This is a genomic window from Streptomyces sp. NPDC041135 (assembly GCF_055592085.1).
Window position 1 is genome coordinate 161,239 of the sequence record NZ_JBVIYZ010000009.1, and the last position, 20,851, is coordinate 182,089.

General features: G+C 74.0%; 22 protein-coding genes and 1 tRNA gene. 6 read left to right on the forward strand and 17 right to left on the reverse strand.

Annotated elements, in window-relative coordinates:
• Positions 1-78: 78 nt before the first annotated feature.
• The gene (locus ACZ6CZ_RS22145; protein WP_469023746.1) at positions 79-1,266 is read right to left on the reverse strand and encodes a thiolase family protein; all 1,188 of its coding nucleotides are present in this window, start codon (positions 1,264-1,266) and stop codon (positions 79-81) included.
• Positions 1,267-1,414: 148 nt separating this feature from the next.
• Between ACZ6CZ_RS22145 and ACZ6CZ_RS22150 the strand changes: the two genes are divergently transcribed.
• From ACZ6CZ_RS22150 to ACZ6CZ_RS22160, 3 genes are all read left to right on the forward strand, one after another.
• Complete coding sequence (locus ACZ6CZ_RS22150) at positions 1,415-2,233, forward strand: alpha/beta fold hydrolase (protein ID WP_469023748.1); 819 nt, start codon at positions 1,415-1,417, stop codon at positions 2,231-2,233.
• A gap of 217 nt (positions 2,234-2,450) precedes the next feature.
• Entirely contained in the window at positions 2,451-2,933 is a 483-nt protein-coding gene (locus tag ACZ6CZ_RS22155; RefSeq protein ID WP_469024010.1) for a Dps family protein, read from the forward strand.
• 67 nt (positions 2,934-3,000) lie between these two features.
• Entirely contained in the window at positions 3,001-3,336 is a 336-nt protein-coding gene (locus ACZ6CZ_RS22160) for a DUF3140 domain-containing protein (protein WP_469023751.1), read from the forward strand.
• 146 nt (positions 3,337-3,482) lie between these two features.
• Here ACZ6CZ_RS22160 and ACZ6CZ_RS22165 read toward each other — a convergent pair whose 3' ends face one another.
• A complete protein-coding gene (locus ACZ6CZ_RS22165; protein WP_469024012.1) occupies positions 3,483-4,343 on the reverse strand; it encodes a Cof-type HAD-IIB family hydrolase in 861 nt (286 codons plus the stop codon).
• Between the two features lie 215 nt (positions 4,344-4,558).
• Here ACZ6CZ_RS22165 and ACZ6CZ_RS22170 point away from each other — a divergent pair, with 215 nt between their 5' ends.
• Positions 4,559-5,095, forward strand: a complete 537-nt coding sequence (locus ACZ6CZ_RS22170; RefSeq protein ID WP_469023753.1) for an NUDIX hydrolase family protein — start codon at positions 4,559-4,561, stop codon at positions 5,093-5,095.
• Between the two features lie 159 nt (positions 5,096-5,254).
• Here ACZ6CZ_RS22170 and katG read toward each other — a convergent pair whose 3' ends face one another.
• The 3 genes from katG to ACZ6CZ_RS22185 all read right to left on the reverse strand — a co-directional run bounded on the left by katG (position 5,255) and on the right by ACZ6CZ_RS22185 (position 8,316).
• Positions 5,255-7,489 carry a catalase/peroxidase HPI gene (gene katG, locus ACZ6CZ_RS22175; protein ID WP_469023756.1) on the reverse strand — a complete coding sequence of 745 codons (2,235 nt, stop codon included), beginning with the start codon at positions 7,487-7,489 and terminating at the stop codon, positions 5,255-5,257.
• A gap of 160 nt (positions 7,490-7,649) precedes the next feature.
• Positions 7,650-8,081: a Fur family transcriptional regulator gene (locus ACZ6CZ_RS22180; RefSeq protein ID WP_469023759.1), complete on the reverse strand. Its 432-nt coding sequence runs from the start codon at positions 8,079-8,081 to the stop codon at positions 7,650-7,652.
• Between the two features lie 158 nt (positions 8,082-8,239).
• Positions 8,240-8,316 (reverse strand) — tRNA-Pro (locus ACZ6CZ_RS22185).
• A gap of 124 nt (positions 8,317-8,440) precedes the next feature.
• Between ACZ6CZ_RS22185 and ACZ6CZ_RS22190 the strand changes: the two genes are divergently transcribed.
• Both ACZ6CZ_RS22190 and ACZ6CZ_RS22195 read left to right on the forward strand, forming a co-directional pair.
• Entirely contained in the window at positions 8,441-9,160 is a 720-nt protein-coding gene (locus ACZ6CZ_RS22190) for a transketolase (RefSeq protein ID WP_469023762.1), read from the forward strand.
• Between the two features lie 64 nt (positions 9,161-9,224).
• Positions 9,225-10,145: a transketolase family protein gene (locus ACZ6CZ_RS22195; RefSeq protein WP_469023765.1), complete on the forward strand. Its 921-nt coding sequence runs from the start codon at positions 9,225-9,227 to the stop codon at positions 10,143-10,145.
• Between the two features lie 9 nt (positions 10,146-10,154).
• Here the strand turns inward: ACZ6CZ_RS22195 and ACZ6CZ_RS22200 are convergent, their stop codons facing one another.
• From ACZ6CZ_RS22200 to ACZ6CZ_RS22255, 12 genes are all read right to left on the reverse strand, one after another.
• On the reverse strand, positions 10,155-11,588 hold the full coding sequence (locus ACZ6CZ_RS22200) for an MFS transporter (RefSeq protein ID WP_469023768.1): 1,434 nt from the start codon (positions 11,586-11,588) through the stop codon (positions 10,155-10,157).
• Between the two features lie 49 nt (positions 11,589-11,637).
• Entirely contained in the window at positions 11,638-11,988 is a 351-nt protein-coding gene (locus ACZ6CZ_RS22205; protein WP_469023770.1) for an MmcQ/YjbR family DNA-binding protein, read from the reverse strand.
• 10 nt (positions 11,989-11,998) lie between these two features.
• Entirely contained in the window at positions 11,999-12,571 is a 573-nt protein-coding gene (locus tag ACZ6CZ_RS22210; RefSeq protein ID WP_469023772.1) for a GNAT family N-acetyltransferase, read from the reverse strand.
• Complete coding sequence (locus ACZ6CZ_RS22215) at positions 12,568-13,146, reverse strand: helix-turn-helix domain-containing protein (RefSeq protein WP_469023775.1); 579 nt, start codon at positions 13,144-13,146, stop codon at positions 12,568-12,570. Before ACZ6CZ_RS22215 ends, ACZ6CZ_RS22210 begins: the two co-directional genes overlap by 4 nt.
• 67 nt (positions 13,147-13,213) lie before the next feature.
• Complete coding sequence (locus tag ACZ6CZ_RS22220) at positions 13,214-14,116, reverse strand: LysR family transcriptional regulator (protein WP_469023777.1); 903 nt, start codon at positions 14,114-14,116, stop codon at positions 13,214-13,216.
• A gap of 61 nt (positions 14,117-14,177) precedes the next feature.
• Entirely contained in the window at positions 14,178-15,371 is a 1,194-nt protein-coding gene (locus tag ACZ6CZ_RS22225; RefSeq protein WP_469023780.1) for a glycine C-acetyltransferase, read from the reverse strand.
• A gap of 59 nt (positions 15,372-15,430) precedes the next feature.
• Entirely contained in the window at positions 15,431-16,459 is a 1,029-nt protein-coding gene (gene tdh, locus ACZ6CZ_RS22230; RefSeq protein ID WP_469023782.1) for an L-threonine 3-dehydrogenase, read from the reverse strand.
• Between the two features lie 186 nt (positions 16,460-16,645).
• Positions 16,646-17,221 (reverse strand): GAF domain-containing protein, encoded by a 576-nt coding sequence (locus ACZ6CZ_RS22235; RefSeq protein WP_469023785.1) that lies wholly within the window; start codon positions 17,219-17,221, stop codon positions 16,646-16,648.
• Positions 17,222-17,282: 61 nt separating this feature from the next.
• Positions 17,283-17,882: a GTP-binding protein gene (locus tag ACZ6CZ_RS22240; RefSeq protein ID WP_469023788.1), complete on the reverse strand. Its 600-nt coding sequence runs from the start codon at positions 17,880-17,882 to the stop codon at positions 17,283-17,285.
• Positions 17,860-18,231 carry a DUF742 domain-containing protein gene (locus ACZ6CZ_RS22245; RefSeq protein WP_469024015.1) on the reverse strand — a complete coding sequence of 124 codons (372 nt, stop codon included), beginning with the start codon at positions 18,229-18,231 and terminating at the stop codon, positions 17,860-17,862. Before ACZ6CZ_RS22245 ends, ACZ6CZ_RS22240 begins: the two co-directional genes overlap by 23 nt.
• Positions 18,232-18,233: 2 nt before the next feature.
• Positions 18,234-18,668, reverse strand: a complete 435-nt coding sequence (locus tag ACZ6CZ_RS22250; protein ID WP_469023791.1) for a roadblock/LC7 domain-containing protein — start codon at positions 18,666-18,668, stop codon at positions 18,234-18,236.
• 116 nt (positions 18,669-18,784) lie between these two features.
• Positions 18,785-20,755, reverse strand: a complete 1,971-nt coding sequence (locus tag ACZ6CZ_RS22255; protein ID WP_469023794.1) for a sensor histidine kinase — start codon at positions 20,753-20,755, stop codon at positions 18,785-18,787.
• Positions 20,756-20,851 lie beyond the last annotated feature (96 nt).

The following is a 20,851-nucleotide window of genomic DNA, read 5'->3' on the forward strand; positions in this document are numbered from 1 at the left end:
GACCCGGTGCCCCGCGGTCCGGTGCCCCGCGGTCCGGTGGCTCGGGGTCCGGTGGCTCGGGGTGTGCCGGCCGGCGGCTCAGGGCCGGTCGACCAGCACCGCGCTGCCCTGTCCCACCCCCACGCACATCGTCGCCAGTCCGCGCCGTGCCCCCGTGCGCCGCATGCGGTGCAGCAGGGTGGTGAGGATGCGGGCCCCCGAGCAGCCGAGGGGGTGACCGAGGGCGATGGCGCCGCCGCTGGGGTTCACCAGGTCCGGGTCGATGCCGAGCTGGTCGACGCAGGCCAGCGCCTGTGCGGCGAACGCCTCGTTGAACTCGGCCTCCTCCAGGTCGGCGACCTGCCAGCCGGCCCGGGCGAGCGCCTTGCGGGTGGCGGGCACGGGTCCGATGCCCATCACGTCGGGGTGGACGCCCGCGGAGGCGCCCGCGACGTACCGGCCCAGGGACTGGAGCCCCAGCTCGTGCAGCGCCTCCTCGCTGACCAGCAGCAGACCGGCCGCGCCGTCGTTCATCGGCGAGGCGTTGCCGGCGGTGACCGTGCCGTCCGCGCGGAAGACCGGCTTGAGCCGGGCGAGCTTCTCCGGCGAGGTGTCCTCGCGGACGCACTCGTCGGCGTCCACGACCACGCCGTCCGGGCGCTCGTAGGGCAGGAGTTCGGCGTCGAAGTGGCCGTCCTTGCGGGCGGCGGCGGCCAGTCGGTGGCTGCGCAGGGCGAACTCGTCCTGCCGGGCGCGGGAGATGCCGTACCGGTCGGCGACCTCCTCGGCCGTCTCCCCCATGGCGAGCAGGCCGTGCAGGTCCTTCATCGCCGGGTTGACCAGGCGCCAGCCGAGGCGGGTGTCGACCGTCTCGATGCGGTGCGGCAGGGCCTCGTCGGGGCGGGGCAGCACGAAGGGGGCGCGGCTCATCGACTCCGAGCCGCCGGCCAGCACGACGTCCGCCTCGCCCGCCGCGATCGTGCGGGCGGCGGTGGTGACCGCCTCGAGGCCGGAGGCGCACAGCCGGTTGACGGTGGCGCCGGGCACGGTCTCGGGCAGTCCGGCCAGCAGCGCGGCCATCCGGGCGACGTTGCGGTTGTCCTCGCCGGCCTGGTTGGCGGCGCCCCAGTAGACGTCGTCGATCCGGGCGGGGTCGAGCGTGGGCACGTCGGCCACCAGCCGGCGGATCACGGCGGCCGCCAGGTCGTCGGGCCGTACCTGGGAGAGGGCTCCGCGCAGCTTGCCGATCGGGGTGCGGCGGGCGGCCGCGAAGTGGACGGGACGCACGACTGGTGACTCCTGACCGACGACGGTGTGGATCAGCTGGGGTTCAGCTCCGCAGTCTTAATTAGCACTGCTAGTTTTAGACTATAGACCTCCGACCGGCCCCCTGGGAAGATCTGCCGGAACCTTCACCGAGGCAGCCGGAGGAGCCATGGCCGACGTCCGCGTGCACACCCTCACCGGGACCCGGGGCGCCCTGGCCGTCCATGAGTGGCCGCACGCCCGGCCACGGTACGTCGCGCTCCTCGCGCACGGCTATGGCGAGCACGCCGGGCGGTACGGGGAGGTCGCCGGTGTCCTCGCCGGGCACGGGGCGGCCGTGTTCGCGCCGGACCACGCCGGGCACGGGCGGTCGGCCGGCGAACGCGCGCTCGTCGAGGACTTCGAGGACCTGACCGCCGACCTCCAGGCGGCGGCCGCGCTGGCCCGCGCCACGTGTCCCGGCCTGCCGCTGGTGGTGATCGGCCACTCCATGGGCGGGCTCGTCGCCGCCCGCCACACCCAGCGGTACGGCGCCGGGACGGCCGCCCTCGTCCTGTCCGGCCCGGTGATCGGCGCCTGGGAACTGCCCGGGCGGCTGCTCGCCCTCGACGAGATCCCCGCCACCCCGCTCAACCCGGCCGCGCTCTCCCGCGACCCGGCCGTCGGCGCCGCGTACGCCGCCGACCCGCTGGTGTGGCACGGCCCGATGAAACGGCCGACGCTCCAGGCGTTCGTACGGGGCCTGGAGACCGTGGCCCGGGGCGGCGCCGCCGGCCCGCCGCTGCTGTGGCTGCACGGCGACGACGACCGGCTCGTCCCGCTGCCGGGCAGCCGGACCGGGGTGGCGCGGCTGAGCGGCGGCACGGCGACCGCGCGGATCTACGCCGGGGCCCGGCACGAGGTGTTCCACGAGACGAACCGGACGGCGGTCCTCGCCGACCTCATCGCCTTCCTGGACGGCGTCCCGGCCCTGGCCGCGGACGGGTGACGCGCGGGCGGCCGGCCGGCCGGTCCGCTCCCCGCCACCGCGCTGATCAGCCGCGTTTGCACCGATTCACCCGGGGCACCCGCGTCGCAGGACAACGGAAGAGTCCGCAGACGACGAACACGTCGTGGACGGCGCACGCGACGCACGCGGGACACGCGACCCGGACTACGCGGCGACGCCGATGACGTGGACGAACACGAAGGGGAAGAAGCGCACCATGACCGTGGTGAAGAGCACTCTGCCCGACGAGGCGCTCCGTACGACCGGGAACGCCCTCCAGGAGACGCTGGTCGACCTGCTCGGACTGTCGCTGATCGGCAAGCAGGTGCACTGGAACGTCGTGGGGCCCCGGTTCCGCTCGATCCACCTCCAGCTCGACGAGGTGGTCGCGACGGCCCGCACCTACTCCGACACGGTCGCCGAGCGCGCCGCCGCGCTGGGGATCTCCCCCGACGGCCGCCCGGAGACCGTCGCCGCGTCCCTCGGGCTGCCCGGCACCAAGGAGGGCTGGCAGCGCGACAACGAGGTCGTCAGCCTCATGGTGGAGACCCTGGAGGCGGCGATCAAGCGGCTGCGCGAGCGGATCGAGGCGACCGAGAAGGCCGATCCGGTCACCCAGGACCTGCTGATCGGGCTGACCGCCGAGCTGGAGAAGGAGCGGTGGATGTTCGAGGCCGAGAACTGGCGCGACGAGAAGTGACCGCGTCCGCTGCGGCGGACCACGGGAGAACCGTACGCACCTCCACGGCCCGGAAGGGGACCACCCGATGGCCGACGCCCTCGAACTCGACGCGCTGTGGGAGGAGTTCCACCGCGTGGTGAACATGACGTCGCAGGAACTCGCGGCCTGGCTGCAGGTCCGCGACGCCGACGAGAACGCCGAGCCCCTGCCGGAGGACGCCGAGGGCACCCCCACCGGGGAAGACCTCCTCGCCCTCATGCAGAAGCGGCGCACCGACCTCACCGACGCCGACATCGAGGTGATGTACCACGTCGTCGACACGGTCGGGGACCTGGTGGACGAGGAGAACGGCACCGGCCCCGAGGACACCCGCCGCCGCCACCGCCTGCTGACCCTGGGCCACGACCCGGGCAGACCGTAGCCGGAGCCGTAGCCGTAGGACCGGGACGAACGAGCCCGGGCACACCGCAGTCGCCGCGCCCGCGCCCTGCCACGCCGCCACGTGCCGTGCGTGTCCGGGCGCGGTGGTGTGTGGCGGTCCGTTCGCCGCCTCTGGTTCTCCGCCGCTCAGTGCCCGGGTATGCGCAGTACCCGGGCGATCGTGCGCAGGACGCCGTTGTCGTTGTTGGACGGGGCCGTGTGGCGGGCCCGGCGGTGGACCTCGGGGTGGGCGTTGGCCATGGCGAAGGACCAGTCGGCGGCGTCGAGCATCTCCAGGTCGTTGAGGTAGTCGCCGAAGACCATCGTCTGGGCCGGGGTGATGCCCAGCTCGGCCTGGAGGGCGCGCAGGGCGGTGCCCTTGTCGGCGGTGCTGTTCATGACGTCGACCCAGTGCTCGCCCGAGACGACGACCTTGTGCGTGGCGGCGAACGCCTCCAGTGCCGGGGCCGTGGTCCGCTCGGCGGAGCCGAAGTCGAACAGCGCCACCTTGATCACCTCGTCGTCGACGGCGGTGACGTCCGGCACGATCCGGTGCTCCACGTAGTACTTGCGCACCTCGGCCAGGAACGGCTCGTCGGTCCGCTCGACGTACGCGGAGCGCTTGCCGCACACGACGGCGCCCACGTCGGCGCCGTCCGTGACCAGGTGCCGCGCCGTGCGCGCCACGTCGGCGGCGACGGCGGGGTCCATCGGGTCCGAGGCGAGTTCCACGCCGTCGCGCACCACGTAGGTGCCGTTCTCCGCGATGAACACCATGCCCTCGGCGACCTCCGCGAACTGCCGGGCCAGCGTGGCGTACTGGCGGCCGCTCGCCGGGCTGAACAGCACCCCGCGCCGGCGCAGTTCGGCGAGCATCGGCCACAGCCCCGCCGGGATCCGCTTGGCGTCGTCCAGGAGGGTGCCGTCCATGTCCGTGACGACGAGACGGATGTCGGCGGCGCAGGTGCCGGGGTCGTGGGTGAGGAGGGGCGCGGGCGAGGCGGGCATGTCCTGCTTCCGGTCGGGGCGACGGCGTACGCGCACCAGTGTCACCCATGGGGCGGGCCGGGCCCGAAATGGGGTGGACGATGACGGAACCGCCCGCTGCGGCGGATTCCCGGGACAGCGCGAGCGGGCCGCTGCACAATGGCGGCGGACGACCCGCCGAGCAGGCGGCAGCACACGACTGAGCGCCCGCCCCATCCGGAAAGTATGATCAACCAATGTCTGACATGACCGATACCACGCCCGGCTGGCTGACCACGGACGAGCTGGAGATGGCCAGGGCCCGCATGCCGATCCTGTACGTCGAGGCCGTGCCCGTGCGCGTCGACGACAGCGGCGACGTCACCAGCATCGGCGTCCTGCTGCGCATCGGCCCGGAAGGTACGGTCAGCCGGACCCTGGTCTCCGGCCGGGTGCTGCACCACGAACGGGTCCGCGACGCCTTGCTGCGGCACCTGGAGAAGGACCTCGGCCCCGTCGCGCTGCCGCGCGTGCCGCCGTCCCTCCAGCCCTTCACCGTCGCCGAGTACTTCCCGACCGCGGGCATCACGCCGTACCACGACCCGCGCCAGCACGCGGTGTCCCTCGCCTACATCGTCCCGGTGACCGGCGACTGCCGTCCCCGGCAGGACGCGCTGGACCTGGTCTGGTTCTCGCCGCAGGAGGCCGCGTCGGCGGCGGTGCAGGGCGAGATGCCCGGTGGCCACGGGGTGCTGCTGAAGCAGGCGCTGGCGCACATCGGTCACGTGTCCTGACGTCGGCCCGCGCACCCGGCGGGCGGTGGGCGTACGCGCCGTGGGCGCACGTGAGCGCAGGCGCCGTGAACGGACGCGGAGGGCCTCCGCGGGCAACTGCCCGCGGAGGCCCTCCGGGTGTCCGGTCCGGGTGTCCGGTGCCCTGTCAGGCGGCCGGGGTCAGACCAGGTCGAACCGGTCGAGGTTCATGACCTTGTCCCACGCGGCGACGAAGTCCGTGACGAACTTCTGCTTCGCGTCGTCGCTCGCGTAGACCTCGGCGAGCGCGCGCAGCTCGGAGTTCGAGCCGAAGACCAGGTCGGCGCGGGTACCGGTCCACTTGACCTCGCCGGTGGCCGCGTCGCGGCCCTCGAAGGTCTGCTGGTCCTCGGACGTCGACGTCCACGTGGTGCCCAGGTCGAGCAGGTTGACGAAGAAGTCGTTGGTCAGCGTGCCCGGGGTCGTGGTGAGGACACCGTGCGCGGAGCCCTGGTGGTTGGCGCCCAGCACGCGCAGGCCGCCGACCAGGACCGTCAGCTCGGGCGCGCTCAGGTTCAGCAGGTTGGCCCGGTCGAGCAGCAGGTACTCGGCCGGCAGGCGGTTGCCCTTGCCGAGGTAGTTGCGGAACCCGTCGGCGGCCGGCTCGAGCGCGGCGAACGACTCGACGTCCGTCTCCTCCTGCGAGGCGTCCACCCGGCCCGGCGTGAAGGGCACCTCGACGTCGAACCCGGCGTCCTTGGCGGCCTTCTCCACACCGGCGGCGCCGGCGAGGACGATCAGGTCGGCCAGGGAGACCTGCTTGCCGCCGGTCTGCGCGGCGTTGAAGGACTGCTGGACGCCCTCCAGCGTGCGCAGCACGGAGGCCAGCTCGTCGGGGTCGTTGACCTGCCAGCCGCGCTGGGGCTCCAGGCGGATGCGGGCGCCGTTGGCACCGCCGCGCTTGTCGCTGCCGCGGAAGGAGGAGGCGGAGGCCCAGGCGGTCGACACCAGCTGGGACACCGACAGGCCGGAGCCGAGGACCTGCTCCTTGAGGGCGGCGACGTCGCCGGCGTCGATCAGCTCGTACGTCCGCGCGGGCAGCGGGTCCTGCCACAGCAGCGTCTCACTGGGCACCTCGGGGCCGAGGTAGCGCACGACGGGGCCCATGTCGCGGTGGGTCAGCTTGTACCAGGCGCGGGCGAAGGCGTCGGCGAAGGCGTCGGGGTTCTCCAGGAAGCGCCGCGAGATCTGCTCGTAGACCGGGTCGAAGCGGAGCGCCAGGTCCGTCGTCAGCATCTGCGGGGCGTGGCTCTTCGCCGGGTCGTGGGCGTCGGGCACGGTGCCCGCGCCGGCGCCGCCCTTCGGCCGCCACTGGTTGGCGCCCGCGGGGCTCTTGGTCAGCTCCCACTCGTAGCCGAAGAGGATCTCGAAGAAGCTGTTGTCCCACGTGGTGGGCGTGTTGGTCCAGGTGACCTCGAGACCGCTGGTGATCGTGTCGCCACCCTTGCCGGTACCGAAGGAGCTGCGCCAGCCCAGGCCCTGCTCCGCCAGCGAGGCGGCCTCGGGGTCGTCGCCGACGTGGTCGGCGGGACCGGCGCCGTGGGTCTTGCCGAAGGTGTGGCCGCCGGCGATCAGCGCGACCGTCTCCTCGTCGTTCATCGCCATCCGGCCGAACGTCTCGCGGATGTCGCGGGCGGAGGCGATCGGGTCCGGGTTGCCGTTGGGACCCTCGGGGTTGACGTAGATCAGGCCCATCTGCACCGCGCCGAGCGGGTTCTCCAGCTCACGGTCGCCGGTGTAGCGCTCGTCGTCGAGCCAGGTGGTCTCGGGGCCCCAGTAGACGTCCTCCTCCGGCTCCCAGACGTCCTCGCGGCCGCCGCCGAAGCCGAAGGTCTCGAAGCCCATCGACTCCAGGGCCACGTTGCCGGCGAGGATCATCAGGTCGGCCCAGGAGATGCTCTGGCCGTACTTCTTCTTGACCGGCCACAGCAGGCGCCGGGCCTTGTCCAGGTTGGCGTTGTCCGGCCAGCTGTTGAGCGGCGCGAAGCGCTGCTGGCCGGCACCGGCGCCGCCGCGGCCGTCGCTGATCCGGTAGGTGCCGGCGCTGTGCCAGGCCATGCGGACGATCAGGGGGCCGTAGTGGCCGAAGTCGGCGGGCCACCAGTCCTGCGAGGTGGTCAACACCTCCGCGATGTCACGCTTCACGGCCGGCAGGTCGAGGCTCTTGAACGCCTCGGCGTAGTTGAACTCCGCGCCGAGCGGGTTGGCCACGGCGGGGTTCTTGGCGAGGATCTTGAGGTTGAGCCGCTCCGGCCACCACTGGCGGTTGCCGCCGCCCTGGGTCGGGTGCGGGGCGCGGCCGTGCGCGACCGGGCAGCCGCCCCCCGTCTCCTCCGGCTTCGGGTCTGTGACGATCGCGTCGTGGTTCTCGGTCATGGCAATCCTTCCGAACGGGGCGGAACACGTGCTCAGGAACTACGGGCGGAACTCGGACGGAACTACGGGCGGAACTGGAGGAGGAAGCTCGGTGGCCAGGGCCCGGGGAGCCGGGCCGGACCTCTCGGACCGGCTCCCGGCCCGGGGACCGGGACCCGCGCTACGGCCGACGGGCACAGTCGGGGCACAGGCCCCAGTAGGTGACCTCGGCCTCGTCGATGGAGAAGCCGTGGTCGTCGGACGCGGTCAGGCAGGGCGCCTCGCCGGCCGCGCAGTCGACGTCCGCGAGGGCACCGCACGACCGGCACACGACGTGGTGGTGGTTGTCGCCGACCCGGCCCTCGAACCGGGCCGGGTGACCGGCCGGCTCGATGCGGCGTATGAGACCCGCCGCGGTGAGCGCGTGCAGCGCCTCGTACACCGCCTGCACGGAGATGTGGCCCACGCGGCCGCGCACCCCGGTGGCGATCGCCTCGGCGCCGAGGTGGTCACCGTCCCGGACGGTCTCGAGCAGGGCCACCCGGGCGGCCGTCACACGCAGGCCCGCGCCGCGCAGCTCCTCGGCGGCGGTGGGCGGCGGGGAGGCGGTCATGACGACCAACCTACCGCCCTAAACACGAATCATTCAAGAGAACGAGTGACCCAACTTAGTGAACAGCGGGTGACGGGCCCGCCGGGGGAACCCGTGGGCGCATACGAAAAAGGCCGCCTTCTCATCTCTGAGAAGACGGCCTCCGACCTGCTACAAGCTGGTCGGGACGACAGGATTTGAACCTGCGACCCCTTGACCCCCAGTCAAGTGCGCTACCAAGCTGCGCCACGTCCCGGTGCCGTTTGACCTGGGATTTCCCCGGCCGAAACGCGCAGGGAAACAATACCGCACTCGCGTCGGTGGTCGCGCACGACTTACCCGTTGACCTCAAGTCCGGTTGAGGTTGCACGCTCGTCGGTATGACGATCACCGAGGAACACGGACGCCCCGCCGGAGGCGGCTTCGCCTACGCCGACCTGCCCGGCCTGATGGCGCTCATGACGGGCGACGAGAAGCACGGTCCGGCGGCGACCTCCACGCTGGACGCGCTGTGGGTGCTCTACGACCGGGTGCTGCGGGTCGCCCCCGAACGCGCGGACGACCCGCTCCGGGACCGGTTCCTGCTCAGCAAGGGGCACGGCCCGATGGCGTACTACGCCGTCCTGGCCGCCAAGGGCTTCGTCCCGGTCGACTGGCTGCCCGGCTTCGGCACCTACGACTCCCCCCTCGGCCACCATCCCGACCGGGTGCTGGTGCCCGGCGCGGAGATCGGCAGCGGGTCGCTCGGGCACGGCCTGCCGATCGCCGTCGGCATGGCGCTGGGGCTGCGCGCCCAGGGGCTGGACGACCCCCGGGTGTGGGTGCTGACCGGCGACGCCGAGCTGGACGAGGGCAGCAACCACGAGGCCGTCGCCTTCGCCGGACCGGCCGGTCTCGAACGGCTGCACACCGTGGTCATCGACAACGCCTCCGCCAGCCACGCCCGGCCGGGCGGGATCGCGGCGCGTTTCGAGGCGGCGGGGTGGTCGGCGCTGACCGTCGACGGGCGGGACCACGACGCGCTGTACGCCGCCTTCACCGCTCCGCATCCCGGGCGGCCGCACGTCGTCGTGGCCCGGGTGGAACCGAAGCAGCCCTGACCCGGCTCCGGTGACCTCCTCCCCGCTGCTCCGCCCTCTTGCCGACTTACCGGAAAGGCTCCCCATGGACACGATGCGTGACCGGCTCGCCCCTGTCGTCTCCCGTCTGCTGGACGAGGACCCGCGCGTCGCGGTCGTCCTCGCCGAGATCGGCCGCGACGGCTTCACCGAGGCCTGGCGACGGCACCCCGACCGCGTGATCAACGTCGGCATCCGCGAGCAGCTGCTGATCGGCGCGGCGGCCGGGCTGGCGCTGACCGGGCTGCGGCCGGTCGTCCACACCTTCGCCAGCTTCCTCGTCGAGCGGCCGTTCGAGCAGGTCAAGCTGGACCTGGGACACCAGGACGCCGGTGCGGTGCTGGTGAGCGCGGCCGCCTCCTTCGACTGGCCGGCCGGCGGCTACACCCACATGGCCCCCGGCGACGTGGCCCTGCTCGACACGCTGGACGGCTGGACCGTACATGTGCCGGGCCACCCGGAGGAGGCGGGGACGCTGCTGCGGCACGCGGTCGCCGCCGGGGACGACAAGGTCTACGTCCGGCTGTCGGAGCGGGCCAACCGGCAGGAGCTCGCGGTGGACGGGGAGCACCTGGTGAGCGTCCGTACGGGGCGGGCGGGTGTGGTGGTCGCCGTCGGTCCGCTGCTGGACGCGGTGCTCGCCGCCACGGAGGGGCTGGACGTCACCGTCCTGTACGCGACGACGGTACGGCCCTTCGACGCGGCCGCGCTGCGCCGGGCGACGCGGGCCGCGGGCACGGACGTCGTGCTGGTGGAGCCGTATCTCGCGGGCACCTCCACGGCAGCGGTGACCGAGGCGCTGGCCGATGTGCCGCACCGGGTGCTCGGCCTGGGCGTGGGCCGGCGGGAACTGCGGCGCTACGGCACCGTCGAGGAGCACACGGTGGCCCACGGCCTCGACCCGGCATCCCTGCGGCAGCGCATCACCGGGTTCCTCGGGGGCGGCGCCCCGCTCGGGAGCCGGTGAAAGCACTGCTCAGCCGGCCGTCGGCGGCCGGTCGGCGGGCAGCGGGCCGGCGGGAGGCGGCTCGGCGGAACGCGGTTCGGCGGGAGACAGGCCGACCGGCAGCGGGCCCGCGGACAGCGGCCCGGTGCGGCGCGGGCCGGCGATGGGCGGCGCGGCGCGGGGCAGGTCACGGATCGCGGGGACCGCGAGGAGGGCGGCGGGGACCAGGAGGCTCGTCACACCGGCGGCCAGCAGGACGTGCCCGGTGCCCAGCACCCCGGCCGCCGGGCCGGCGAGGGCCTGGCCGACCGGCAGCATCGCCAGGGAGCCGGCCACGTCGTAGGCGTGGATGCGGTTGAGGACGTCGGACGGGACCTGCGTCTGCACGCTGGTCTCCCACATCACGCCCCAGAACGACATCCCGGCCCCGGCTGCGGCCGCGCCCGCCGCCATCGCGGGCACGCCGAGACCGGCGCCGACCGCGGCCGGGAACCCGGCGAAGGCGAACAGCGCGAGCGCCCCGGCGCGCAGCATGCGGCGGGGCCGCAGCCGCAGGGCGAGCAGACCGCCGGCGACGGTGCCCGCGCCGAGCGCCGAGTTGACCAGGCCGTAGGCGCGCGGGCCGTGATGGTGCACGATGTGCGTCGCCACCAGCGGAACGGTCGGCCCCCACACGGCGATCATGTAGACGCACCACACGGCGATCACCGCCCACAGCCAGGTGCGCGACCTGAACTCCCGCCAGCCGTCCGCCAGGTCGGTGCCGAAGGCGCGGATGCCCGGCCGGGCGGCGCGGCCGTCGCCGGACGGCGGCGGCAGCCGGAGCAGCAGCAGGCACAGGGCGCTGACCGCGTAGGTACCGGCGTGCGCGGCGAACACCGCGCCGGACGAGGCGAAGCCGACCAGGACGCCCGCGACGGCCGGTCCGGCCAGCTGGGCCGCGGACTCCGCGACGCGTATCGCGCCGTTCGCGCGCTGGACGTCGGTGGCCAGCCGGGGCACGGTGCTGGCCACACCGGGCTGGAAGACCGCGCCCGCCACCCCGTTCACGACGCCGATCGCGCACACCTGCCACAGGACCACCTGGCCGGTGAAGAAGAGGAAGGCCGCGAGGGCCTGGGCGACCAGCCGGACGAGGTCGGCGCCGATCATCAGCCGGCGGGTGCTGAACCGGTCGGCGACGACCCCGCCGAAGACGACGAGCCCGGCGAAGGCGGCGGCCGTGGAGGCCATGGCCAGGCCGACCGCGCCGGCACCGTACCCGTGGCGCAGCAGACCCGCGGCGAGGGCCACGGGCAGCATGGCGTCGCCGAGCCGGGCGACGGCTCGCGCTCCGAAGAACAGGGCGAAGTCCCGCGACCAGAGGCCGGGAGCCGTCAGGTCCGTGCCCCTCCCCCCGCCGCCGCCTTTGACCCCGACCCCGACCCCGACGGCAGTCCTCCGCCGTGACCGCGTCCCCGTCATCCCCGCGCCCTCCCCCGCATCCGCGTGCCTCTCCGTGCGCTGACGCCGCTCACCTCACCGGCGGCGCCGGGCAGGTGTCCAGCAGCCGGGGTGGTGCCGCCTGTCCCCAGGAGTCGGCGAGGATGTCCCGCAGCTCGTCCTCGTCGTCCAGCGCGGCCAGCCGCACCCGCACCCAGGCGAACTGCGCCTCGTGACCGGCGATCCAGAACTTCTCCGGCTCGGCCAGCACGAGTTCGTCCCGCTCCTCCTTCGGGCAGCGCACGGCGATGGACGTCTCGTCCTCGGGCAGCGTGGCGAACATCTTCCCCGCCACCCGGAAGGTGGGCATGTTCCAGGCCGTCTTCTCGGTGGTCTCCGGCAGGGACAGGGCGACACGGCGTACGTCTTCAGCATCCGGCATGTCCGGCACGCTAACCCGTCCCACTGACAGCGCCCCGGACCGTCCCCCGCGATGACACGACCGGTGCGACCATGTGCTTGTAGTAGAGGGTCGTAGGACGCAGCCGGCCCTCGGGGTCGGCCGCGTAGTCGGGGATGACACCGGCGCGCGTCCAGCCGGCCGAGCGGTACAGGTGCTCGGCCGGGCTGCCGGTCTCGGTGTCCAGGTGCAGCAGGGTGATCCCGGCGGCGGCCGCGGCCTGCTCGACGGTGGTCAGCAGCCGGCGCCCGAGCCCTTGGCCGCGGGCTTCCCGGTGGACCATCAGCTTGACGAGTTCGGCGCGGTGGCGGCTGTTGGGCTTGTCGGGGAAGGCCAGGCTCACAGTGCCGGCCACCCGGTCCGCGCCGTCCAGCGCCGCCCACACGGCGAGCTGTCCGGCGGCCGCGGCGTCCGCCCGCCCCCGCCACCAGCGCAGCGCCTGCGCGCGGTCGAGCGGCGCGAGGAAGCCGACGGACGCGCCGCCCGCGACGGTGTCGGCGAGCAGTGCGGCCAGGTCACCGGCGCGCTCCCGGACCCCGGAGGCGTCCCAGCGGACCACCCTCACGGCCGCACCACCGCCAGTAGGTAGCGGGCCTCGGCGGCCCCGGCGCAGCGGAACCTGGTCGGCCCCCACACCCGCATCCGCAGGCAGTCACCGGCGCCGAGGCGGTGGACGGCGTCGCCGGCCGTCACCTCCAGGTCCCCGTCGCGCAGCCACAGGTGCTGCTCCAGGCCGGGCACGGGCGGGCGGTCGTAGGCGATGTCGGCGCCCGGGGCGAGGCGCCCCTCCACCAGCTCGCCGCGCAGGCCCGGGTGCGGCGGCGACACGGAGCGCCGTACGAAGCCGGAGGCCGCGTCCTGCCACACGCTCTGGTCGGCGGCGCGCACCAGCAGGGCGGGCTCGTCCTCGACCTCGCTCAGCAGCTGGGACATCGTGCGGCCGTAGACGCCGCACAACCGGTTCAGCATCGCGGCCGTGGGGCTGATCTCCGCGCGTTCGGCCCGGGACAGGGTGGACCTGCTCACCCCGCTGCGCTCCGCCAGCTCGCCCAGCGACCACCCGCGCCCGGCTCGCAGCTCGGCCAGCCGGGCACCGAGCCGGGCGTCGACGGGGTCGGGTTCCTCGCCCATCTGTTTCATATTCGGGAGAGTATCCCGAATGCGGGACAGAGGTGAAGGCCCGTTCTCGCGGAGCGCGCCCGGGACGCTAGGTCCGGCCGGCTTCCTCCAGGGCGTCCAGCACCGGGCGGATCAGCGGATGGTCCTCCGCCCCGCGGCGTACGGCGGCGAAGACCCGGCGGGTGGGTGGCGAGCCGTCGACCGGGCGGACGACGACGCCGCTCAGGTCCATGCCGCGCAGCGCCGACCGCGGAACGAGGGCCACCCCCGCGGCCGCGGAGGCCAGCGCGACGACCGCCCGGAAGTCGTCGGAGGAGTGCTCCAGCCGCGGCTGGAAGCCGGCCGCCTCGCAGGCGAGGACGACCACGTCGTGGCAGGGGTTGCCGGGGTACGGGCCGATCCACGGGTCCTTGGCCAGCTCGGCCAGCGGCACCTCGGCGGCGTCCGCGAGGCGGTGGTGGACCGGTACGACCGCGTCGAAGGGCTCGGCGTACAGCGGGACGTGGGTGAGCCGGGGATCGCCCGCGGACGGCGCGCCGCGGTACTCGACGGCGACCGCGACGTCGACCTGCCGGTCCAGCACCATCGGCAGGCTGGCGTCGCCCTCCGCGTCCTGGACGCGCATCCGGATCCCGGGCGCCGTGCCGGCGAGGCGGGCCACCGCGGGCGCGACGACCAGGGCGATGCCGGTGGCGAACGCGGCGACGGTGACCGTGCCCGCCGCGCCGGAACCGTACGCCGCCAGCTCCGCCTCGGCCCGCTCCAGCTGCGCCAGGACGGCGTTGGTGTGGGCGAGCAGGATCTCCCCGGCGGGTGTCAGGCGTACGCCCCGGGCGTTGCGCTCGACCAGGCGGTGGCCGGTCTCCTGCTCCAGGGCGGTCAGCTGCTGGGAGACGGCGGACGGGGTCAGATAGAGCGCGGCGGCAGCCGCCGTCACCGTGCGGTGGTCGGCCACCGCACGGAGGATGTGGAGCCGCCGCGCCTCGATCATGCGGACGATTATCGCAATCCGTCCGGGCTGTATCTGTCCGGGCTCGATCCGCCCGGACCGCTCAGGCCTCCAGCTCCGCGCGGGCCGCGACGAAGGCGTCGACCGCGCGGTTCACGTCGTCCGTCGAGTGCGCGGCGGACAGCTGGACGCGGATGCGGGCCTGGCCCTGGGGCACGACCGGGTAGGAGAAGCCGATCACGTACACGCCCCGCTCCAGCAGCAGTTCCGCCAGCCGGGCCGCGGTCGCCGCGTCGCCGATCATCACCGGGGCGATGGCGTGGTCGCCGGGCAGGACGTCGAAGCCCTCCGCCGTCATCCGGCGGCGGAAGAGCGCGGTGTTCTCCGCCAGCCGGACCCGCAGGTCGTCCGCCGCCTCCAGCAGGTCGAGGACCTTGAGGGAGGCCGCCGCGATCACCGGGGCGAGCGTGTTGGAGAACAGGTACGGGCGGGAGCGCTGGCGCAGCAGGGCGACGATCTCGGCGCGGGCGGCGACGTAACCGCCGGACGCGCCGCCGAGGGCCTTGCCGAGGGTGCCGGTGACGATGTCGACGCGGTCCATGACGCCGTGCAGCTCGGGCGTGCCGCGGCCGCTCGGGCCGACGAAGCCCACGGCGTGCGAGTCGTCGACCATCACCATGGCGTCGTAGCGGTCGGCGAGGTCGCAGATCTCGCGGAGCGGGGCGACGTAGCCGTCCATGGAGAAGACGCCGTCGGTGACGACCAGCCGGCGCCGCGCGGACTGCGCCTCCTTCAACTGCCGCTCCAGGTCGGCCAGGTCACGGTTGGCGTAGCGGAACCTGCGGGCCTTGGACAGACGGATGCCGTCGATGATGGAGGCGTGGTTGAGGGCGTCGGAGATCACCGCGTCCTGCTCGCCGAGCAGCGTCTCGAAGACACCGCCGTTGGCGTCGAAGCAGGAGGAGTACAGGATCGTGTCCTCCTGCCCGAGGAAGGCGGACAGCCGGGCCTCCAGCTCCTTGTGCACCTCCTGGGTGCCGCAGATGAAGCGCACGGAGGCCATGCCGTAGCCCCAGCGGTCCAGGGCCTGGTGCGCGGCGGCGACCACCTCGGGGTGGTCGGCGAGGCCGAGGTAGTTGTTGGCGCAGAAGTTCAGCACCTCGCCGGGGCGGCCGCCCGCGGTGACGTGCACGGACGCGGACTGCGGGGTGCCGATGACCCGCTCGGGCTTGTGCAGGCCCGCGGCGCGGATCTCGTCGAGGGTGGCGCGCAGGTCGTCGCGCACGGAGTCGAACATGGCGGAAACTCCTGGGTGGTACGGGCGGAGGGAGGGGGGTCGGGCGGGCCCGGCGGGCGTCAGGCGGTCCAGTCCAGGATGACCTTGCCGCCCTGGCCGCCGGCGGCGTCCGCGAAGGCCGCCTCGAAGTCGCGGTAGTCGTACCGGCCGGTGATCACCGGGGCGAGGTCCAGGCCGCCTTCCAGCAGCACCGACATCGCGTACCAGGTCTCGAACATCTCCCGGCCGTAGATGCCCTTGATGGTGATCATGGAGGTGACGATGCGGGCCCAGTCGACCGGGAACTCCTGGGAGGGCAGGCCCAGCATGGCGATCCGGCCGCCGTGCGTCATGTTGCCGATCATGTCCCGCACGGCCTCGGGCCGGCCGGACATCTCCAGGCCGATGTCGAAGCCCTCGCGCAGGCCGAGCGTGCGCTGACCGTCGGCGATGCTCGCCTCCGCGACGTTGAGGGCGAGGGTGACGCCGATCTTGCGGGCCAGCGCCAGGCGCTCCTCGCTGACGTCGGTGATCATGACGTTGCGGGCGCCGGCGTGCCGGGCCACGGCCGCCGCCATCAGGCCGATCGGGCCCGCCCCGGTGATCAGGACGTCCTCGCCGACCAGCGGGAAGGACAGCGCGGTGTGCACGGCGTTGCCGAACGGGTCGAAGATCGCGGCGACGTCGAGGTCGACGGGCACGCGGTGCACCCAGACATTGGCGGCGGGCAGCGCGACGTACTCGGCGAACGCGCCGTCCCGGCCCACGCCGAGGCCGACGGTGGCCCGGCACAGGTGACGCCGTCCGGCCAGGCAGTTGCGGCACTTGCCGCACACCAGGTGCCCCTCGCCGCTGACCCGGTCGCCGACGGCGATGTCGGGCACGTCGCGGCCGGTGGCGACGACCTCGCCGACGAACTCGTGGCCGAGCACCAGCGGTGTGCGGATGGCCTGCTGGGCCCAGCCGTCCCAGGCCCGGATGTGCAGGTCGGTGCCGCAGATGCCGGTGCGCAGCACCTTGATCAGAACGTCTGAGGGCCCCACCGCGGGCTCCGGGACGTCCGCGAGCCGGAGTCCGGGCTCCGCCTTCTCCTTGACCAGCGCCTTCACGCTACGGCTCCTGTGGGTGAGAGCCCGGCCGCGGGCACGCCGAAGCAGCCCGCACCGGGGACGAGGGGTGGAAACTTTCTGCAATCTGCCGCATCCGCGGGGCGGGGTCCATCGAGCTTTTCTTAACCGCCGCCTCAGCTTTCCTTCACGCCCCCGACCTGCCGGCCGCCCCGCGACGAGCGTCCCTCACAGGGGTAGTCCGTCACCCGCGTACCGCTCGAGCCGTGCGGCGAGTTCGGCCGCCCGCGCCTTGATGGTCTCCAGGCCCGCCCTGCCCCAGGGCCGCGGACCCACGTCGGCGACGCACACGGTGCCCAGCGCCATGCCGGAGCTGTCGATGAGCGGGGCGCCGAGGTAGGAGCGGATGCCGTACTCGTCGACGACCGGGTTGCCCGCGAAGCGCGGGTAGTCGCTCACGTCCTCCAGGGCCAGCGCCTTGTGTCGCACCACCACATAGGGGCAGAACCCATGGTCCCGTGGGAGGGACCGGCCGACCCGGGGCCTGCTGCCGTCGGCCCTGACCACCGGACCGGTCTCGGGGACGCGCAGCCCGGCGAAGAACTGGTGGTCCTCGCCGACGAAGTTGACCATGGCGAACGGCGTCCCGGCGAGGTGGGCGAGCTGGTCCGCGAAGGTGTCCAGGGCCGGTTCGGGCCGCTCCCCCAGACCGAGCCGCCGCAGCCGCCGGACCCGGGCCGGGGCCTCCTTGTCCTCGGGCGTGAGCAGCAGCCCCCTGGCCGGCCGGGGCGGCTCGTACCTCATGGCCGGGCTCCGTCGCTGTGGGCGTACCTCATATGCGGGCTCCGTGGGCGGTATGGCGGCGTCACATGTGGGCGCCGTGGCTGGGCGCGGGTGCCGGGGTGTGGGCGATGAGGTGCCGGACCAGGGCGAGCAGGGTCTGCACGCCCGAACTGGAGATCCGGGCGTCGCAGCGGACGACCGGTACCCCCGGATCGAGGTCGAGAGCGCTGCGCACCTCCTCCGGGTCGTACCGGTAGCCGCCGTCGAACTCGTTGACGGCGATGATGAAGCCGAGCCCGCGTTCCTCGAAGAAGTCGACGGCGGCGAAGCACTCGGCCAGCCGCCGGGTGTCGGCCAGGATGACCGCGCCGAGGGCGCCCTCGGACAGCTCGTCCCACATGAACCAGAACCGCTCCTGACCGGGCGTGCCGAACAGGTACAGCACGTGTTCCGGGTCCAGTGTGATGCGGCCGAAGTCCATGGCGACGGTCGTCTCGACCTTGTTCTCGATCCCGTCGAGGTTGTCGGTCGCGGCGCTGACCGTGGTGAGCAGTTCCTCCGTGCTCAGCGGCGCGATCTCGCTCACCGCGCCGACGAAGGTGGTCTTGCCGACCCCGAACCCGCCCGCCACCAGGATCTTCAGCGCGGTGGGGAACGAGTCAGAGCTGTCGTCGTAATCCATCAAGCACTGCCTCCAGCAGAGACCGGTCAGTGGGGTTGTGGTGGAACGCGGGGGGCTTGGCGGTCAGCACCCCGCAGTCGACGAGGTCCGAGAGCAGGACCTTGGTGACCACCGCCGGCAGCTTCAGGTGCGCGGCGACCTCGGCGACCGGGACGGGCGAGCGGCACAGCTCGAGCGCCTGGGCGTGCTCGGGGCCGAGGTAGCCGAGCGGGGTGGTTCCGGTGGCCATCACCTGCGACATCAGGTCGAGGGCGATGCTGGGTCTGGTGCGGCCGTTGCTGACGGTGAACGGGCGCACCAGCCGTCCTGCCGCGTCGTCGAGCCAGGGTCCGTCGCCGGCCGCCACCACCGTCAAGGCCTCATCGCCGTGGGTTCGACGCCGTGCTGCCGGGGTGCGGTCACCAGGTAGGGGCGCACGCTCTTGACCAGCATGGCCATCTCGTAGCCGAGGACGGCGGCGTCGGCCTCGCGGCCGGCCAGCACCGCGAGGCAGGTGCCGGAGCCGGCGGTGGTGACGAACAGCAGGGTCGCGTCGAGTTCCACGACGACCTGCCGTACGTCGCCGCCGTCGCCGAACCGGACGCCCGCGCTGCGGCCGAGGGAGTACAGCCCGGAGGCCAGCGCCGCCATGTGGTCGGCGCTGTCCGGGTCGAGGCCGTGGACGGACTTCACCAGTCCGTCGCAGGACAGCAGCACCGCGCTGGTGGTGTGCGGCACCCGCTGCACGAGGCCGCTCATCAGCCAGTCGAGGTCGGATACCTGGGCGGTCGGCGCATCGCTCGCCATGGTGGATCGACTCCTTGGGGTACGAACGTCTGCGAAAGCGCGGGACGTGGGGGTGGAGGTGGGGGTGAGTGCGCGGGTGGAGGTGCGGAGGGTCATGGGCGCGGCGGTGCGGGCGGTCATCCGGCCGGGGCGCTCCCGTCGGGCCGCGCGCCGGCCTCCGGCACCGGAGCCCCGGGGGACAGGGGCGTCGCGGCGGCATCGCTGCCCGGCAGCTCCGCGAAGTGCGGGGTGCGCAGCGGGGTGAGCCGCGGCGCGGGCGGCGGCTCGGCGTGCGAGGGGCCGGTGGGGTCCGGTTCGGCGGGGGCGGACTCCAGGTGCTGCTGGGCTTCGGCGAGGCCGATGCCGCGCTGGAAGGCCGCCATGAGGCCGGGGTCGTGGCCCGCCGGGTTCTCGCTGTCCTGGCGGGGGGCCGGGCCGCCGCGCAGCTGGGGCGCGATGTGCTCCTGGGCCCGGCGCCGGGGCAGCTGGGGCTTGCCCATGGTGCCGCGGACCGCTCCGGCGCGCGGGGTGGGCGGTGCGCCGGCGTTCTCCTCGACCGTCCGCCGGTCCTCGGGCCGGATGCCGGGCGCGGCCTCGGCGGGGGTGGACCGCGACCGGTGTGCGTCGCGTACCGGCAGCGGCGCGGGCGGGCCCTCGGACCCGGGCGGGCGCTGTGCGTGCCGGCGCCGCCCGGTCGGTGCCGGCCCGGCCGCCCCGGGCTGCTCGCCGGAGGGACCACCGTGGACGACGGGGTGACCGCCGGTGTCCCCGGGACCGGTGCCGTCGAGGTCGGTCACGCCCGGCGGGGGCTGCAGCGGGGGCGCGGGGAGGCTGCCGGTGCCCGGTGCGGCGTGCGGCTGCGGTACGGATACGGGGACGGGTACGGCTCCGGGGGCGGCCGGCGGGGTGCCCAGGAGGGCCTGCGGGACGACGAGGACGGCCTGCACGCCGCCGTAGATGTTGCTCTGCAGGCGGACGGTGATGCCGTGCCGGCGGGCGAGCTGGGAGACCACGAACAGGCCGATGCGGCCGTCGGCCAGCAGGCTGGCGACGTTGACCTGGTCGGGGTCGGCGAGCAGGGCGTTCATCCGCTGCTGTTCGCCGACCGGCATGCCGAGTCCGCGGTCCTCCACCTCCACGGCCAGCCCGGAGGTGACGAGGCTGGCGCGCAGCAGCACCTGGGTGTGCGGCGCGGAGAAGACGGTGGCGTTCTCGACGAGTTCGGCGAGCAGGTGGATGACGTCGGCCACGGCGTGGCCGCACAGGTCGCCGTCGACGGGCGGCACGAGTCTGACCCGCGAGTACTGCTCGACCTCGGCGATGGCGGAGCGCAGGACCTCCGTCATGGAGACGGGGTGGCTCCACTGCCGCCGCGAGACGGCGCCGCCGAGGACGGCGAGGTTCTCGGCGTGCCGCCGGATGCGGGTGGCCAGGTGGTCCACGTGGAAGAGGCCCTTGAGCAGGTCCGGGTCCTCGATCTCGTTCTCGAGTTCGTCGAGGATCGAGATCTCCCGGTGCACCAGGGACTGCAGCCGCCGCGCGAGGTTGACGAAGACTTCGAGCTTCTGCTCGCTGCCCGCCTGGCTGGAGAGCTGGGCGGCCTGCACGACGGCGGTGACGGCGCCGTCGTGCGCCCGGCCCAGGTCGGCGGCGAGCAGGTCGAAGTCGTCGGCGTCCCCGGGCGGCCCCCCGCGCGGCTTGCGCCGCGGCGGGCTCTCCCCGCGGCGCAGCGCCTCGACCAGGGCACGCAGGTCCGCCTCACCGCGCGCGGTGCCGCGGCGCAGGGCGCCGACGCGCTCGCCGACCGAGCGGGCGGCGCGGTCGGCGGCCACCGCGGCGATCAGGATGCCCGCGACGGTCACCGAGACGGCACCGGCGAGCACGGCCCACAGGACCGGACCCGGCCGTGCCCCGGTGGAGCGGACGGTGAACAGCACGGCCGCGCAGCCGCTGAGGGCGACCGCGACGGGCGGCAGCACGGCGAGCCGCATCAGCTGGGGCCGTATGTGCGTCTCGGGCAGCGCGGGGGCGGGTCGGGTGACCGGCCGTCCGTGCCGGCCGCCCTCTCGGCGGTCGGCGCGGGGGGCCGGTGCACGGAGGTGAGACATCGGTGTCCTCGTACTGGTCCGTCGGGCCTGGCTCCTCGCGCGGGGCGCGCGGGCAGGCGTGCGCCATCGCGGTGCCGGACGGGAGGACCGGGGCAA